A 15,800-nucleotide genomic window follows, 5' to 3' on the forward strand; every position below is an offset into this window, starting at 1 on the left:
TTCCACGGACGGCTTACGCGGATGACCGGATGTAGCGAAGCTACTCGTTGTCGTGCGAACCAGGACTTTCTGCAACACTTGGCGGGTGCTCATGCCACTGCGCATGCCGCAGGGCCAGGACCGCCTCCGTGGATCGGGCCGCCTCCGCGGGCCGGACGGCGTCCGTGGTGCTCTGTGGCGGTCACTCGCTGTCTTCCGCCTGGTGACGGGGCTCTATGCGATCGTGACAGTCGGTCGTGACCTGGGGCAGACTGCCCACCCGGCCCGCGGGCTCGTCTGGTTCGGTGCGCTGGTGGTCTGGTCGGTCGTCATGTCCCTGCTCGCGCCGGCGGCCGACAGCCGGCAGTCCCGGCTCCGCGCTGGCCTGGTCGTGGCTGACGTCATGGTGTGTGCTCTGGTCCTGCTGACCAGCGGCGTAGTGAGTTCGGCCGGGTCCGCGGACGTCCTGCCCGCGCTGTGGACCGCGAGCGGTGTGTTCAGTGCCGCGCTCGCCGGCGGAACCGCGGGAGGCGCTGCTGGTGGTGTGACGCTGGCCGTGGCCTCCTTCGTCACCCATGGCTCGGTGGACGACTCGTCGGTGCGACCGGCGGTCCTGTTCGTCCTGTCGGGAGCCATCGTCGGCTACCTGAGCAGTACCGCCCTGCGCGCCGAGTCGGCGCTGGCGCGGGTGCTGGCGGAACAGGCGGGGAACGCCGAGCGGGAACGTCTCGCCCGGAGCGTCCATGACAGCGTCCTTCAGGTACTTTCGCTGATCGCGCGCGAGGCACAGCGCGGCATGCCGGCCGACGAGGTGGCCAGGCTTGCCGCTGACCAGGAGTCGGCGCTGCGTGATCTGCTGCGTACCCCCCGGCCGGCCCACATGCTCGAAGCGGGACGTCCGGTCGGTCGCGGGACGGGCCCGGGCCGCCGGAGAGGACCGCCGCGGCTGCCCCGTCCCGGTGTGGATCTTGGACTTTTGTTGGCCGAGCTGGCGAGGACGCCACGTTCGACGACGGTGTCGGCTGTGAGGGTCTCCACGCCGGGCGTTCCCGTGCTGCTACCGGCGGCCCACGCCGGCGAGGTCGTCGCGGCCGTCCGTGCCGCGCTGGACAACGTGGCCGCGCACGCCGGCCCTGGAGCATCGGCGTGGCTGCTGCTCGAGGACGACGGGGACTCGGTCACCGTGACAGTCCGCGACGACGGTACGGGTATCGCACCTGGACGGATCGAACAGGCCGCGTCGGAAGGTCGCCTCGGACTCGCGGTCTCCGTGTACGGCCGGATCCGGGATCTCGGCGGCGACGTCGTCGTCACCGGCCTCCCGGGCCAGGGAACGGAGGTCGAGCTGCGTGTCCGGCGCCGACAGGGCTAGCGAAGCTGGTGCACCTGACGAAGCCGACGGTGCGAAGGACCGGCCGGACAGGGTGGTTGTCGTCGATGACCACCCGCTGTGGAGGGAGGCCCTGAGTCGGGACCTGGGCGAGGCGGGCTTCGCGGTCGTCGGCACCGCCGGTTCTGTCGCGCAGGCCCTGCGCGTCCTGGCAGCGACCCGGCCTGACGTCGTCGTCCTCGATCTCGGGCTGCCGGACGGCTCGGGCGTCGACGTGATCCGTGGCCTGCTCGGCTCGGCCACGTCGGCGCGCCCGCTCACCGGCGCCGCGGTTTCGGTGCTCGTCGTGTCCGCCTCCGGGGAACAGGAGGACGTGCTTGACGCAGTCAAGGCCGGAGCATCCGGGTACCTGCTCAAGTCGGCTCGTCCTGAGGAGCTGGTGGACGCGGTTCGCCGCACGGCGCGCGGAGCTGCCGTCTTCACCGCGGGGCTGGCCGCGCTCGTCCTCGGTGACATGTCCCGCGCGGCCCGGGATTCGGGCTCCCGGCCGAGCGACGGCCGCCCGGCAGCGCCTCGACTCACGCCGCGGGAGATCGAGGTGCTCAGGCTGGTCGCGAAGGGCCTGTCCTCCCGGGATGCCGCGGACCGGCTCGGCGTGTCGCATCGGACGGTCCAGAACCACGTTCACAACGTCCTTGCGAAGCTCCAGCTCCGCAACCGGGTCGAACTGACCCGGTTCGCCCTCCTGGAGGGCTACGACGATGCCTCCTGAGCTCATGCGCCGCGGAGATTGCCGACGGCGTGACGACGACAGCCGGGTGTCACAGGCGACGGCGCCGCGTCATGGGCGCGTGATGAAGTTGCCCGCCCGCCCGCCCGCGCCCGCCGCGGCGGGTTCAGGCACGGGCGAGGCCCTGGAGAGCGGCCCAGCGACTGACGTCCTCCCTGCGCAGGGCGGTGGCGAGCAGGTCGGGAAAGCGGTCCGGGGTGCAGGCGAAGGCGGGTGCGCCGAGTTCCGCGCAGGTCGCGGCGAGCTCGTGGTCGTAGGCGGGCGCACCGTCGTCCGACAGCGCCAGCAGTACGACCACGGTGACGCCGGCGTCGACCAGGTTCCGCAGCCGGGCGATCAGTGAGGACTGGTCGCCGCCCTCGATGAGGTCGCTGATCAGGAAGAGGACGGTGTCGGTGGGCCGGCGCACCAGGCTCGCGCCGTAGCCGACCGCTCGGTCGATGTCGGTGCCGCCGCCGAGCTGGACGCCGAAGAGCACGTCCACCGGGTCGTCCAGCGCGTCGGTGAGGTCGACGACGGAGGTGTCGAAGACGACCAGCCGGGTGCTCACAGCTTTCAGGCTCGCCAGCGACGCGCCGAGCACGCTCGCGTGGACCACCGACGACGCCATGGAACCGCTCTGGTCGATGAGCAGGATGACGTCGCGCAGCGCCGCGGCCTTCCGCGCACGCTCGTGCCCGATCAGCCGGTCGACGATGACGGTGCGCTGTTCGGGCTGGTAGTTGCGCAGGTTCGCGAGGATCGTGCGGTTCCAGTCGACGTCGGGCAGCCGTGGGGTTCGGGTGCGCTCGGCCCGGTTGAGCGCGCCGAGCACCGCGGAGTGCAGGGAGTGTTCGAGGCGGCGCTCGATGTCCTCGACGACCTTGCGGACCACTGCCCGCGCGGTCTGCCGGGTGCGTTCGGGCAGCGCGGACCGCAGCGAGAGCAGGGTGCCGACCAGGTGGATGTCGGGCTCGGCGGCGGCCAGCAGCTCCGGTTCCAGCAGCAGCCGGGCGAGGCCGAGCCGGGTGACCGCGTCACGCTGCAGCACCTGCACGACCGACGACGGGAAGTAGCCACGGATGTCACCGAGCCAGCGGGTCACCGCGGGGGCGGAGCCGCCCAGGCCGGCCGCGCGCCGCCGCGGCCCACCGCGACCACCGGCCCCGCCGTCTCCGGACCCGTCGTTGCCACTCTCGTAGAGCGCGCCCAGGGCCGCGTCGATGTCCGCGTCCTGTTTCGACAGGCTGCCCGTGGCGCCGAACGCCGGCGCGGCCGGCGCGCCGAGGACCAGCCGCCACCGGCGCGCCCGCTCGTCGTCGGCCCCGGACAGGGGTGCGGATGAAGGCATCGCAGTGGTCTGGTCAACGGGCATCGGAGCTGTCCTTTCCCGCGGTGGTGAGCCCCAGCAGGGCGGTGAGGGTCGGCAGCACGGCTGTGACCCGGTCGATGTCCCAGGCCGGGCCCGCCCCGCTGTCCGCCGGCGGGTCGCCAGCCAGTGGAGGTGCCGCGCCGGTCGCAGCGACGGAGGCCTGCGTGGCAGCTGTGCCGCCGTGGGGTCCCGCGGTGGCGGGCTGGGGCAGGCCGGCACGGATCCGTTCGCCGATCATGCGGCGTTCGTGGCCGCCGAAGGCGGCGAACGCGCGGCGCAGCGGGGCGAGCGCCAGGACGAAGTCGTCCGCGTCGAGGCGGCACAGCCAGCTGTCGACGAGCGCGAGCAGTGCCGGGTCGCGGGCGAGCACGGAGCCGGCCCGGCCGAGGAAGCCGGCGAGCCAGCGCGCCGCCTCGGCAGGCGCGCCGCCGACGGCGGACAACGCCCGCGCCAGCCGTGTCGACACGTCCGCCGCGGCCAGCTGGCCGGCATCGGAGAGGATCCGGGTGCACCGCCCGGTCACCAGCGGGTTTCCACCGATCTGGTCGGCCGCGATGCCCACGGCCGTGTGCCACCGGGCGATGTGCTCGGGATCTGCGATGAGCCGGAACGCGGCGTCGGCCCCGTCGACGGCTGCCGTCATCGCGTCGGCGGCGTCGTCGTCGAGGCTGACGCAGGCCGGTGGCAGCCCGGCGCAGATGCGCGTCATCAGGCTGTTCGTCAGCCCGACGACCAGGGTGGTGTCGCTGCCGCGCACGTCGCCGTACCGGTGTACGCGGGCCAGCGGTGCGAGGGCTCGCATCAGGTGGGCGACGTCGCCGGTGGCGGCGGCACGGCGTTCGAGGCCGGCGGACACCGCCTCGAGTGCGGCGGGCAGGTCCGCGAGCACCACCCGCTCGAACAGCTCTGTGATCGCGGCGAGGTCGCCGGCGGCCTCGGTGCGCGCTGTGACGACGGTCGTCGCGGCGTCCGCGACGGTGGCACCGTGTCGGGCCGCGGCGATGAGGTCGAGGGCGAACGACGGCCGCCAGGCGAGCTGCCAGGCCTCGGCGAAGGTGCCGGTGCCGGCGGTCTGCGCGGGGACGCCCCAGTCGATGCCGAGCAGCCGCAGCCGGTGCAGCAGCGCGCTACGGTCCCGGTCGAGGTCGCGCCGCAGATCCAGGCGCAGGGCCCGTTCGGTCGGGCTCGGTGCCAGCCGCAGCCGCTTCTGCGCCCGGGTGAGGTCGGCGGCCAGGGGAACGGCCGGGACGTCCGGCCCGACCTCGCCGACGACGTCACCGACGACGAGCTGCTCGCGGACGACCCGCAGCGGAACCTGGTCTCCGGCGCACAGCCCGGCGAGGACCGCGTCGGTGAGCTCGGTGAGGCCGGGAGCTGCGCGGTCGCGGACCGCGGCGAGTGTCTCGGCGAGCCGCACGGTCTCCACCGCCGAGGCCGTCGACGCGGGCAGGTCGGCGGCGCGGAGCAGGGCGGCGACCCGGGCCACCCAACGGGCGGTGGTCTGGTCGGGTGTGGTCCACAGATGGTGGTACCAGCCCGGCGAGGCGATGCCGGCGCCGTAGCCGGAGTCGGCGGCCAGCAGCGCGTGCGTCCACGGCACCCAGGTTGTGGCGGTGCGTACCGGACGGATGCCGCGCAGCAGCTCGCGGTCGGCGGTGACGGTGGTCCGGCCGGTTCGCCCGGCGAGCGCCGGGACGTGCCAGGCGCCGCAGATCACGGCGATCCGGCGGGCGGCGTCCGCGCCGGTGCCGGCGGCACGGATCTCCAGCCGCATGTGCGCCTCACGGAGCAGCTCGCGATGCCGGCGCTCGTCACCACGGGGCTGGCTGGCGGGCTCGCCGCTGCCGCTGCCGTCGCTGTCGTTCCGCCGGTCGCTGCGGTCGCTGCGGTCGCCCGCCTCGTCGCTGCGGGCAGGACCGTCGCCGTCGCGCAGCGCTGTCATCGACTCGGCGACGGCGGTGAACAGGTTCACTGCGCCTGCCCCGTCGAGCCGGCGGTGCTCGACGAGATCCTCCCAGAAACGCTCCGGGTCGTCGTGACCGGCGGCGTACGCCAGCCAGCCAAGCGGGTCGGCGGCCACGTCAGGCACGCCGGCCAGGTCCGGCGCCCCGGCCACGTCCGGTATCGGGTTCGCCGGCCGGCCGAGGTCGGATACGCGCCCGGTTGCTCTGGCCGCCAGGTTCTGGGCGGCTGCCGGAGCGGCTCCGGCTTCCGCGGCCCCGGCTGCGGCTGCGGCTGCGGCTGCGGCGCGGCGGCGCAGTGCCAGGTCGTGGCCGAACGGAAGATCGATGAAGCGGGTACGGACTCCGTTCGCCCGGCCGTGCAGCAGGGCCTGCCATTCCGGTGAGAAGTCGGCGAACGGCCAGAACGCGGCGTCGCGCGGCTCGTCGACGGCGTAGGCGGTCAGTGCCACGGGCGGGGTGAGCGTGCCGAGGTGGGTGAGCGCGCCGTCGCCGTCAGGTGGTCCTTCGACGAGGATCAGGTCGGGGTCGAGCTCGGCGAGCGCCGCACGCACCGCCCGTGCCGAGCCGGGGCCGTGGTGGCGCACTCCGAGGTAGGTGACTGTCATCAGGCGGCCCCGGGGGAGGCCAGCGCGCCGTCCTCCTCAAGGTCCCGGCAGGCCCGGTAGAGGTCCGACCAGTTCGCCCGGTCGCGGACCACCCCCTCGAGATACTCCCGCCAGGCGACGGGGTCGGTCGACGGATCCTTGATCACCGCTCCGAGGAGGCCGGCGGCGATGTCCTCGGCGCCCAGCCGGCCGTCCCCGAAATGCGTCGCCAGGGTCATTCCACCGGTGATCACGCTGATCGCCTCGGCGGTGGAGAGCGTCGCGGTCGGCGACTTCAGCGTGGTGCGGCCGTCGCCGGTGACACCGGCCCGCAGCTCCCGGAAGATCCGAACGACGCGGCGGACCTCGTCGACGGGCGGCGGCTCGTCCGGCAGCGCCAGCGACCGGCCGATCTCGGCGACCCGCCGGGTGACGATCTCCACCTCGGCGTCCTCGCTGGCGGGCAGGGGCAGCACCACGGTGTTGAACCGGCGCCGCAGCGCCGAGGACATCTCGTTGACGCCGCGGTCACGGTCGTTGGCGGTGGCGATGACCGTGAACCCGGCGACCGCCTGCACCTCGCTCGACAGCTCGGGAATCGGCAGGGTCTTCTCGGACAGCACGGTGATGAGCGCGTCCTGCACCTCCGCGCCCATGCGGGTGAGTTCCTCGACCCGGGCGACCGACCCCGTGGTCATCGCGCGCATCACCGGCGAGGGCACCAGAGCCGCCGGTGACGGCCCTTCGGCGATGAGGCGCGCGTAGTTCCAGCCGTAGCGGACGGCATCCTCGGAGGTTCCGGCCGTGCCCTGCACGACGAGCGTCGAGTCGCCGCTGATCGCGGCTGCCAGGTGCTCCGAGAGCCAGGTCTTGGCGGTGCCGGGGCTGCCGAGCAGCAGCAGCGCGCGGTCGGTGGCGAGGGTGGCGACCGCCACCTCGACGAGCCGGCGGGAGCCGATGTACTTCGCCGAGATGACCGTCCCGTCGTCGAGCTCGCCGCCCAGCAGGTAGGTGACGACCGCCCACGGAGAGAGCCGCCAGGACGGTGGCCGCTGCCGGGTGTCGGCGGTGGCCAGCGCGGCGAGCTCGGCGGCATAGGCCTGCTCGGCGTGCGGGCGCAGCAGGTGCGGGCTGTCGGTGGGGCTGCTGTTGCTGTCAGCCGGGGCAGCGCGCAGGGGCGTGGAGGACGTCAACGGGGACCTTCCTGGACGAGGCTGACCGGGCTGACCGGGCGGGCCGGGCGGGCCGGCCCGGCGGCGGTGCCGGTGGGGGGCGGGGTGGCGAGCGCGGTGTGCAGCCGGCGCCGCGCTTCGAGGGCGGAGCACAGCGCGGCGTGCCCGTCGACGTAGGCCTGCGCGATCAGGTGCGGGTTGAGGCGGGCGAGGTCGAGGCCGACCTCGGGGTCGATCCGCCAGGCGGTGGCGGTCAGCAGATGCAGGACCCGCGACGTCACCCAGGTGTCTCCGGGTGGGCTGGTCAGCAGTGTGGCCAGGGGAACGAGCGCGGCCCGGGAGAAGTCCGTCGACCAGCGCCCGGGTACGGAGGCGAGCAGTAGTGCGGCTTGTTCCGCCGGCTGCCGCGGGCGGGCCCGCCCCGCCACCGGTGAGCGCGGGTCGCCGTGCGGCTGGGATGCCGTCAGCGGATGGCCGCGCAACGCCAGGGTGAGTCCCTCCGCCCGGGCCGGCTCGGGCAGGCAGGTGATGAGACGGCCCTGTTCCTCGGGTTCGGAGTAGGGCAGCAGCGCGAGCACCCACTCGGGGCGGCGATGGCGCACGACGGCGGGGAACAGCGCGCGTCGCAGCCAGGAGGCCGGCTCCTGAGCCACTCCCGCGACGGTGACATCGGCGGCCAGGAACTGTTCGGCGGTCAGCCCGGTGCGTTCCGCCCAGACGGCCGGGTCGACGCGGGTGAGCTCGGCGCTGAGAAGCATGGCGCGGGCCTCGGCGGTGCTGATGTTCGGCCGAGGATCGCGGACACCGTCGCGACGCATCTCGTCGGTGACCCCGGCGGGTGTGTCGAACGTGAGACGGTGGCTGCGGCGGCCGGGCAGGCCGTGCCGCGTCACGGTGATCAGCCCGTCGGTGCGGGCGGCCGCACGCTCCTCCAGGCGGGAGCCGGGCAGCCGCAGCGCGGACGTGACCGCGGCTTCCCTGACGTCGGTACGCCGGTCGTCGAGCGCATGCTCGAGCAGGTCGACATCCCACGGCCCGGTGCCGATCCGTAACGCCTCGCAGAAGGCGACCCGCTCGGCCCCGCTCGCCTGGTCGAACGGCGCGAACGGCGGCCCGTCGGCGGGGCCGCGGAGCAGTGCGACCGCCGCGGCAGGGTCATCGTGGCGAAGTTCCTGCAGCAGCATCCGCCGCTCGGCGGCGTCAGCGGTCGGCCACGTCTCGACGGTCCCGCGGCGCGCCCACCGGCCGTCCGGGTGCAGGCCGGCGAGCCACCTGCCGCGTTCGCCGAGGACCCGGCTGATCGCGACGCGGATCTCCGTCTCCCGCCGGCCCAGGGCCAGCAGGTCGCACAGCAGCTCGGCCGGCGCATGCCAGCCATGTTCGGCCGTCAGTTCCAGGCATCGCAGTCGTGCCTCGGGCTGGCCCGCCAGCGCGCCCTCGACGATGAGGGAGACATCCGGAGCGAGGACCGGCGCGTGGTCGGGCGGCGCCGGGGAAGGCGCGGGCTCCCCACCGGCGTCGGCGGGTAGCAGCCCGGCCCGGCGTGCGACGGCGGCGAGCGCCGTGGCCCGCAACAGCCTGTCCACAGCGGTCAGCGGCTCGTCGTCGGCGCCGCGGGCGCCGTCCTGCTCGGCGGCGAGATGATCGAGGCCCGGGAGGGGCGGTACAGCGGCCCGCGCCGTGCCGACGACAGCGACGTCGACCAGCTCCGACCAGCCGGGCGCAGGCCGCACGGATCTCGGCCTGGCACCTGGCCTGAGGCTTGGCCCGCCGCGGCCAGTACCACCGCTGCTGCCTGCGGGCTGATCGGGGCGGTCCGCCGGTGGGTTCGGGCCAACGCCGAGGGGAGCCCGCGACGGGACCGCTGACAGCGGGGTGATGTCGAAGCTGTCCCACTCGACGACCAGGTCGAGCGGATGACCACCACCCACGGCGAGCAGCCACCAGCCCCACCGGGCCGCCGCGTCGCCGGCCAGCGGCAGCGCCTGCCCGGCACTGTCTCGCAGCAGCCACCCGGCGCTCTCCACGCCGGACGACCTGCGCCCGTCGCCGGCGCCCGCCCGGGCCGCCGGCGCTGTGTGTCGGTCACCTGCGGCAGCCGGCAGGATCGTGATGCCGCGGACGACGAACGCGACCGGATCGGCCCACGGATCCGCGGTGAGGGTGGCGGCGTGCGCGGACAGCACCTCCCGCCAGGTCGCCGCGGCGGAACCGGAGCCCTCCGGGCCGGGCTCAGGCCCAGAACCAGGGCTGGGCGGCCTGAGCCCGGCAAGTTCAGTGAGCGGTTCGGGGGCGCCGGTGGCCCCGGCGAGCGCGAGCCTGGCGGGCCGGCGGCCGGGATAGACCGCCACCTCCGCCTGGACGCGGGTGAGGACCGGCAGGCCGGGAGGCGGTGGATTCCTCCCCACGCCGAAGCTCACCAGCGGCGCCAGCGGCCCGGTCGGGGACGACCGTAGCCACTGCCGGCGCCCCTGCAACTTCCCGGCCTGGAACAGCCGCTCGCCGAGGACGTCCATCGGCCCGGCCAGCCTGTCGCCGGCGAGCACGTCGGCGGTCGCCCGGGAGAAGCCGACCCGGTCGCGCACCACGTCGACGAGTTCGGGTGGCAGCTGGGCCCGCCTCGACCAGCCCTGGAGGAGCAGATGCAGGCAGCCGAGTCGGTCGGTGAGCCGATCAGGCCAGTCCGCGCCGCCGCGCGCGGCGAGGCGGGCCATCTCACGGACGACGTCGGCGAGCCCGGGCGCCTGCGCGTCGACCATCCGCGCGGCGAGGCCCTCCCACCAGGCGGCGGGCTGTGCCTGGGCGGCGCCCAGCCCGTCGCGGGCGATGTCGCAGAGCCACCGGTTCAGCTCGGCCACACCGGCGTCGACCCGGGCCTCGCGCCGAGCCAGCGCCCGCACCGACGATGCTGATCTGGCGGTGCCGGACGCGCCCGACCCGCCCGCGGTACCCCCGGCCGCGGCGCGCTGGGCGGCCCGGGCGTGGGCCGCGTCCACGCGGGCGGCACGCCGGCCGAGCCAGCCCGACACCCACTCCGGCGGGTCGCCGCCGGCCGCGAGTGCGCCGGGACTGCCGCTGACCAGGAACAGCAGGCCCAGCGCGTGCTTGCACGGGAACTTCCGGCTCGGACAGCTACAGGTGGAGGCGGCCTCGGCGCCGCACAGCACCACCACCCGGTAGGGCGTCGCTCCGCTGCCACGGCACGCCCCCCACGCCGCATCGCCGGACGTGCCGAGCCCTGACCAGTTGCTCACCCCGCTGAGGCGTTCACCGGCCCGGGCGGCGGCCGCGTCGGGCGCCAGGGCGAGCACGGTCTCGCGGGTCACGGTCGAGACGGTTGACGACGACATGGGGTAATCCTGACGCCCGCCTCCGACAGTTTTCGTGCCGCGGTCGGCCGCCGCCTCGGAGCGCCCGCGCGATCCAAATAGCAACCGATGGTTGCGTGATGACGGGAGTGCGGCTACCTTAATGCGCAACCAAACATTGCAGGAGGCTGGCATGGAGTTCGGAACCCTCGAGCGCGAGATCTACATCGAGGCCTCGCCGGAGATCGTCTTCGACGTGGTGAGCAGTCCCCAGCACCTGAAGGGATGGTGGCCCGACGACGCCCGTTACGAGCCGACTCCCGGCTCGGCAGGGGAGATCGTCTTCGGAGACCGCGACGCCGACGGCAAGGTTGTGCCGTTCACCGTCGTCGACGCGCGACCACCGCGGACGTTCTCGTTCCGCTGGACGCATCCGAGCGACCAGGCCGCGGCCGAGGGCAACTCGCTGCTGGTCACCTTCGACCTGACGCCCTCGGGCAGCGGGACGCTGCTGCGGATGACCGAGACCGGCTTCCGGGAGATGGGCTGGGAGGTCGCCGTCCTCGAGGAGCAGTACCGGGACCACGTCTCCGGCTGGGACTTCTACCTGCCGCGGATCGCCCCGTACGTGGCGACGCTGCGGGTGCGGCCCTGAACACCACGGTGGCCGGGGGCGTCGACGACGACCTCTGGTCCGCGATCGGGGACCCGACCCGGCGCCGGCTCCTCGACCTGCTGCTCGTCGACGGTGACGGAACCGCGACCTCGCTGAGCCGGCAGCTGCCGGTCACCCGTCAGGCGGTGGCCAAGCATCTCGGCGTCCTCGACCGGGTCGGCCTGGTCCGGGCGACGCCCGCGGGCCGGGAGAAGCGGTACCGGGTGGACGACGCCCAGCTCGCCCGCGCGGTGGCCCAGCTCGCATCGGTCGGGTCCGCGTGGGACGCCCGACTGCAGCGCATCAGGCGGATCGCCGAGGCGATCCAGCGCGCCCAACAGGACTGATGTTCAGACCGGCATGACATGCCCGGCGAATCCAGGGAGAAACCGAGATGGTGGACATTCTGCACAGGGTCGGAGTCAGGACCTCAGGCCCCGAGAAGGTGTACGAGGCGCTGACGACCGTCGAGGGTCTCACCGGCTGGTGGACGGTCGACACGAGGTGGGCGGACGGTCCACAGGGCCGCGGTGACGCCGGAACCGGCGGCGTCCTCGAGTTCCGTTTCCCGGTCGGTGGGTTCGACATGGAGGTCGTCGAGTCGCGGCCGTCCGAGCGGGTCTGCTGGCGTGTGGTTGACGGCCCCGAGGAATGGAAGGGCACGACGATCGACTGGGACCTCCACCAGAACGGTGAGTACACGATTGTCCTGTTCCGGCACCAGGGCTGGAAGGAGCCCGTCGAGTTCATGCACCACTGCAGCACGAAGTGGGGCTCCTTCCTGATGAGCCTGAAATCCCTGGTGGAGACCGGCGCGGGCGCGCCGGCCCCGCGGGACGTGCAGATCAGCGACTGGCACTGAGCAGCCCGGCACCGAGCAGCCCGGCACCGAGCAGTCGTGGGTCAGACGGTGACCATTTCGCCGGCCCCGGCGTGGTCTTCGCCTCCGCCGCGGTCGTCGGCGGCCGGGTCGGAGACCACAAGGAGGTAGTCGACGCTGGTGGCGAAGTCGAGGGAGCTGCCGCGGACGGAGAGGGTGTGCTGGCCAGGCGCCAGCGGTGGCAGCTGCACCCACAGGCCGCAGCCGTAGCCCTGGAAGGTCCCGGCGTCACCGGTGACGGGGTTGCCCGCCACCCCCCGGTAGGTGATCGATGTCGGCGGGAAGACCTCGGCCTGTAGGGGAGAGCCGTCCAGCTCGGCGCCTCCGGCCGCGTCTGCCATCAGCGCGGTGCAGTCGGCGGGGTCCTGCGCGACCAGGTTGACGAGTGGGACGACCACCGGTCGCTCGGTGGGCAGCACGCACTGGCGGGCGGTGTAACCGCCGAACGTGCCGGCGAGGAACCAAACGTCCGCCGGCTGGCCGACCGCGCACGCGTGGCCGTCCGGATCCTCGACCGGATTGTCAGCACCGACGGCGGAGGCCGCCCAGGTCCACCACCGCGACTGCAGATCCGCCGGCGCGAGCGCCCGCTCTTCCACCGGGGACTCGACCAGGCGCTCTGTCGGAGACGTCGCCGGGGCGAGGGCCTCCGGGGCCGTCCCGGTGCTGAGGCCGTCGCCGCCGGCGGGGGCGCAGCTGCCGGCGAGCGGTACCGCCACGAGGACGGCCACAACAGCCGGCGGGGCCCATCGGCGGGCACTGACGGAAACGGCGCCGCGCCCGCTGCTGCGTCGTCGTACTGCCTGGGGCACAGTCACTCCTCGGAACAGACAGCCCGCCGGTACAGGCGAGCCCGCCAGTATCCAGGTCCCGATTCGGCCAGGCGATGGCGGTCCGGGAAACCTCCACCCTGTCGCCGAGAGCGGACCGAGAGCGGACCGGGCAGCGGACCGGGCAGAGTCAGAGGTTCTGGCCGCCGGAGAGCTCGATGCGGGTGCCGTTGGCCCAGGCGAAGCCGTCGGCGAGGATCAGCGGGACGGCGGCGCCGATGTCGTCCGGCTCGCCCGCCCGGCCGAGCGGGATCGCGCCGGCGACGGCCTCGTTGACCTGCTTGTTGTCGCGGACGAGGCCGCCGCCGAAGTCAGTGGCGATCGCGCCCGGCACCAGGACGTTGACCCGGATCCGGCGGTCGCCGAGCTCCGCGGCCTGGTAGCGGGTCAGCACCTCGACCGCGCCCTTGGCCGCCGCGTACGCGGCGTTGCCCGGATAGGTGAAACGGGCCAGGCCGGAGGACACGTTCAGGATGCGGCCGCCGTCAGCGAGCAGTGGCAGCAGTGCCTGGGTGAGGAAGAACGGTGCCTTGACGTGGACGTCGAAAAGCCCGTCGACGTCTGCGCCCGCCACGAGGTGGCCGTCCGGCGGGCCACCCGCAAGGTCATCCTGCACCCCGAGGTGGGCCGGCTCGACCTGGAGTGCGACGTCGTGATCAGCCCGCCGTCCGGCCAGCGGCTGGTTCTCTTCCGTCCGCAACCGGGCTCCGGGACGGGTGAGCGGCTGGAGATGCTCGCCGTGCTGGGGACCCAGACCTTCTCCGAGCACTGATCCTGACGTTCTCGCCCCGCGTCCGTGGCAGGAGTGATCAGCCGAGGGCGCGGTCCATTAAAGTTTGAGGGGTCAAACTTTAATGAACTCCTTGATCGTTAAAGGTTGGAGGCGAGATATGGCCGGGTATGAGGCGAGGCGGTGGGAACCGGACCTCGGAGCTCCGGGGAGCCGTAATCGCCGTGGAGGTGCCTATCAGCTCTACGTACCCGATCCGCTGGTCGGTCGGGCGCTCACGGTCGACCCGGCCCTCGACGAGCGCTGCGCGGACGTCGAGACATCCGTCCGTGCCCTCGCGGGCAGCCCCGGCGTCGGCGGGCTGGAGGGGCTTGCCCGCTTCCTGCTGCGTTCCGAGGCACTCGCCTCGTCCAGGATCGAGGGCCTGCAGGTCTCGCCCCAGCAACTTGCGCTGGTCGAGCTGGCCGAGGCCGAGGGTCTGCCACTGAGGGGCTTCTCGGAGAACGCCCGGCTGGTCGCCAACAACCTCAGCGCCCTGCGGCAGGCAGGTGGTGCTCTCGTGGTCGCGCCGCGGGTGACATCCGACGGGATCGTCGGACTGCACAGCGCGCTTCTTCCTGACCTCGATCCGCCCGGTATGCGGACTGTGCAGAACTGGATAGGAGGCGGCAGCTGGCATCCGTTGGATGCCGAGTTCGTGCCGCCGCCACACGATCTGGTTCCCGGCCTGCTCGATGATCTGGGTCGGTACGCGTCCGGAGCCGGTCACTCCGCCCTTGTTCAGGCAGCGCTCGTGCACGCCCAGTTCGAGACTGTTCACCCGTTCATCGACGGCAACGGACGTGTCGGGCGTGCGCTGATCCACACCGTGCTCACGCGGAGAGGCCTGACCCGCGCCGGTGTGCTGCCGGTCAGTGTCATCCTGCTGACTCGTTCCGATGCGTACGTCGAGGGGCTGACCGCCTATCGCTACGACGGCGCTCCTGACTCCGCGGCGGCTCGGATCGGTATCAACGCCTGGCTCCGCGTCTTTCTGGACGCGGTCGATCTCGCGGTCGGGCAGGCCGCGGCCTTCAGCGCGGATGTGGCCGCCCTCGAACAGACCTGGGTCGACCGGGTCGCCCGCCAGCGGCAGGCGCTCGGGCGGGTCTCGCAGGTGCGGGCGGGTTCGGCCCTGCGCCGGATACTCGACATGCTCCCGGAGGTACCGGTCATGACTGCACGCACGGTCGAGCGCGTCCTGGAGGTCTCCTTTCCGGCGGCCAGGTCCGCGCTGGAGGAACTCGTCGCGGCCGACGTCCTCGCGTCGCGGCAGGTTGAACGCAACACGACGGGTTACTTTGCGCGTGAGATCTTCGACCTGCTGTCCATCACGGAGAGGCGTCTCGCCAGCACTCGATGGGACACCCGCGAGGCGCCACCGCGACGTCCGACCCCCGCGCTGCCTGCCACGAGCCGGCACGAGACGCCCGGAGCCGGCCTGCCCGTCGAGAACTGAGGAAGGTCGCGGCGGTAGTGGAAGGTCGTGCGTACCGCCCGGAAAGGCTCATACTGCTCCTGTCCGTTATTCGCGGAGATCTGAGTATCTTTTGGTCGGGTGGGCGGCGGGTGCGGCGTGGGCGACGAAGAATTTTCTGGACCCTGGGGGCCGGAATCCGTGACGCAGCCGGCGCGGCCGTGGGCGGCTCGTGGCGGGGTGCTCCCGGACAGGTGGGTGCCCTGCCACGGTCATCGCCCACTGTCCGGAAATATCGGGCGTCGGCGCGGGGTGGCGGGCGAAAGAACGTCGGAATGCAAGTCTTCATTATCGAATGTGATGGCTGTCACAATCGCTTGGAGAATGTTTGCCGGTGGCGTGTAACGTCGTTGCCGTGCTTCCGACCTGGGGAGTACACGCCGGGTGGCACGCCGAATCCCGCCCCGCCCGGCGCACACCAGATCTGAGGGTGGGAGCGGGGGACCCAGTGTTCCCGGGCGTTCTTTCCGGACGTCCTCGGGGTGAAGCCGTCAGCGCTTTGTGGCGCGGATACGTGTGTGCGGCCGGGCGATTCCCAGCCCGAACCCGACAGCTAACTTCGTAGGCGTGGGGAAGGACATTCATTTTGTCCGTTATGACTTCGGGTGCCCGTAAGAACCGTCGTTCGATCCGCCGTGGCCGCGCTCTGCTGGTCGCCCCGGTGCTGGCCGCGACGATCGGTGGCGGAATCGCGATGTCCCAGCCGGCCAG

12 protein-coding genes, 1 pseudogene and 1 riboswitch are annotated in these 15,800 nt (G+C 73.0%); of the genes and pseudogenes, 7 read left to right on the forward strand and 6 right to left on the reverse strand.

The genetic code is table 11. The annotated features are described in order from the left end of the window. Positions 1–103 precede the first annotated feature (103 nt). Positions 104–1,351: a MacS family sensor histidine kinase gene (macS, locus tag B207_RS0116155; protein WP_035740897.1), complete on the forward strand. Its 1,248-nt coding sequence runs from the start codon at positions 104–106 to the stop codon at positions 1,349–1,351. Continuing rightward, complete coding sequence (locus B207_RS0116160; RefSeq protein WP_018637603.1) at positions 1,329–2,081, forward strand: response regulator; 753 nt, start codon at positions 1,329–1,331, stop codon at positions 2,079–2,081. The genes macS and B207_RS0116160 overlap by 23 nt, the downstream gene beginning before the upstream one ends. Positions 2,082–2,205: 124 nt before the next feature. Here the strand turns inward: B207_RS0116160 and B207_RS0116165 are convergent, their stop codons facing one another. From B207_RS0116165 to B207_RS0116180, 4 genes are read right to left on the reverse strand one after another with little or no spacing between them, the layout of a single operon-like run. Further along, entirely contained in the window at positions 2,206–3,453 is a 1,248-nt protein-coding gene (locus B207_RS0116165) for a VWA domain-containing protein (protein WP_018637604.1), read from the reverse strand. Beyond that, on the reverse strand, positions 3,443–6,019 hold the full coding sequence (locus B207_RS0116170; protein WP_018637605.1) for a DUF5682 family protein: 2,577 nt from the start codon (positions 6,017–6,019) through the stop codon (positions 3,443–3,445). The genes B207_RS0116165 and B207_RS0116170 overlap by 11 nt, the downstream gene beginning before the upstream one ends. Next, the gene (locus tag B207_RS0116175; protein ID WP_051102552.1) at positions 6,019–7,173 is read right to left on the reverse strand and encodes an ATP-binding protein; all 1,155 of its coding nucleotides are present in this window, start codon (positions 7,171–7,173) and stop codon (positions 6,019–6,021) included. Before B207_RS0116175 ends, B207_RS0116170 begins: the two co-directional genes overlap by 1 nt. Before the next feature lie 14 nt (positions 7,174–7,187). Next, complete coding sequence (locus B207_RS0116180) at positions 7,188–10,520, reverse strand: SWIM zinc finger family protein (protein ID WP_018637607.1); 3,333 nt, start codon at positions 10,518–10,520, stop codon at positions 7,188–7,190. A gap of 151 nt (positions 10,521–10,671) precedes the next feature. On the opposite strand from B207_RS0116180, the gene B207_RS0116185 reads away from it, so the two are divergent. Genes B207_RS0116185 through B207_RS0116195 form a run of 3 tightly spaced genes read left to right on the forward strand, consistent with a single transcriptional unit; the run spans position 10,672 to position 11,995 of the window. After that, positions 10,672–11,133 carry an SRPBCC family protein gene (locus B207_RS0116185; protein WP_018637608.1) on the forward strand — a complete coding sequence of 154 codons (462 nt, stop codon included), beginning with the start codon at positions 10,672–10,674 and terminating at the stop codon, positions 11,131–11,133. Next, a complete protein-coding gene (locus B207_RS0116190) occupies positions 11,130–11,480 on the forward strand; it encodes an ArsR/SmtB family transcription factor (RefSeq protein WP_026311113.1) in 351 nt (116 codons plus the stop codon). Before B207_RS0116185 ends, B207_RS0116190 begins: the two co-directional genes overlap by 4 nt. Before the next feature lie 47 nt (positions 11,481–11,527). Continuing rightward, positions 11,528–11,995 (forward strand): SRPBCC family protein, encoded by a 468-nt coding sequence (locus B207_RS0116195; RefSeq protein ID WP_018637610.1) that lies wholly within the window; start codon positions 11,528–11,530, stop codon positions 11,993–11,995. A gap of 41 nt (positions 11,996–12,036) precedes the next feature. On the opposite strand, the gene B207_RS0116200 is transcribed toward B207_RS0116195, so the two are convergent. Both B207_RS0116200 and B207_RS34145 read right to left on the reverse strand, forming a co-directional pair. After that, positions 12,037–12,825, reverse strand: a complete 789-nt coding sequence (locus B207_RS0116200) for a signal protein (RefSeq protein ID WP_230205046.1) — start codon at positions 12,823–12,825, stop codon at positions 12,037–12,039. A 148-nt stretch (positions 12,826–12,973) separates the two neighbouring features. Continuing rightward, positions 12,974–13,399: pseudogene (locus tag B207_RS34145) on the reverse strand (SDR family NAD(P)-dependent oxidoreductase); the annotation flags it as partial. A 21-nt stretch (positions 13,400–13,420) separates the two neighbouring features. Between B207_RS34145 and B207_RS34150 the strand changes: the two are divergent. Further along, on the forward strand, positions 13,421–13,615 hold the full coding sequence (locus B207_RS34150) for an MmyB family transcriptional regulator (RefSeq protein ID WP_018637613.1): 195 nt from the start codon (positions 13,421–13,423) through the stop codon (positions 13,613–13,615). Positions 13,616–13,733: 118 nt separating this feature from the next. Continuing rightward, complete coding sequence (locus tag B207_RS0116210) at positions 13,734–15,071, forward strand: Fic family protein (RefSeq protein WP_018637614.1); 1,338 nt, start codon at positions 13,734–13,736, stop codon at positions 15,069–15,071. 398 nt (positions 15,072–15,469) lie between these two features. Further along, positions 15,470–15,671, forward strand: a riboswitch (cyclic di-AMP (ydaO/yuaA leader). Positions 15,672–15,800: the final 129 nt, after the last annotated feature.

Source organism: Parafrankia elaeagni, from assembly GCF_000374165.1.
GTDB lineage: Bacteria > Actinomycetota > Actinomycetes > Frankiales > Frankiaceae > Parafrankia > Parafrankia elaeagni.

Coding starts and splice junctions, on each gene's coding strand:
- macS (WP_035740897.1), top strand. CDS start 104: ATGCCGCAGGGCCAGGACCGCCTCCGTGGATCGGGCCGCCTCCGCGGG.
- B207_RS0116165 (WP_018637604.1), bottom strand. CDS start 3,453: ATGCCCGTTGACCAGACCACTGCGATGCCTTCATCCGCACCCCTGTCC.
- B207_RS0116170 (WP_018637605.1), bottom strand. CDS start 6,019: ATGACAGTCACCTACCTCGGAGTGCGCCACCACGGCCCCGGCTCGGCA.
- B207_RS0116180 (WP_018637607.1), bottom strand. CDS start 10,520: ATGTCGTCGTCAACCGTCTCGACCGTGACCCGCGAGACCGTGCTCGCC.
- B207_RS0116185 (WP_018637608.1), top strand. CDS start 10,672: ATGGAGTTCGGAACCCTCGAGCGCGAGATCTACATCGAGGCCTCGCCG.
- B207_RS0116195 (WP_018637610.1), top strand. CDS start 11,528: ATGGTGGACATTCTGCACAGGGTCGGAGTCAGGACCTCAGGCCCCGAG.
- B207_RS0116210 (WP_018637614.1), top strand. CDS start 13,734: ATGGCCGGGTATGAGGCGAGGCGGTGGGAACCGGACCTCGGAGCTCCG.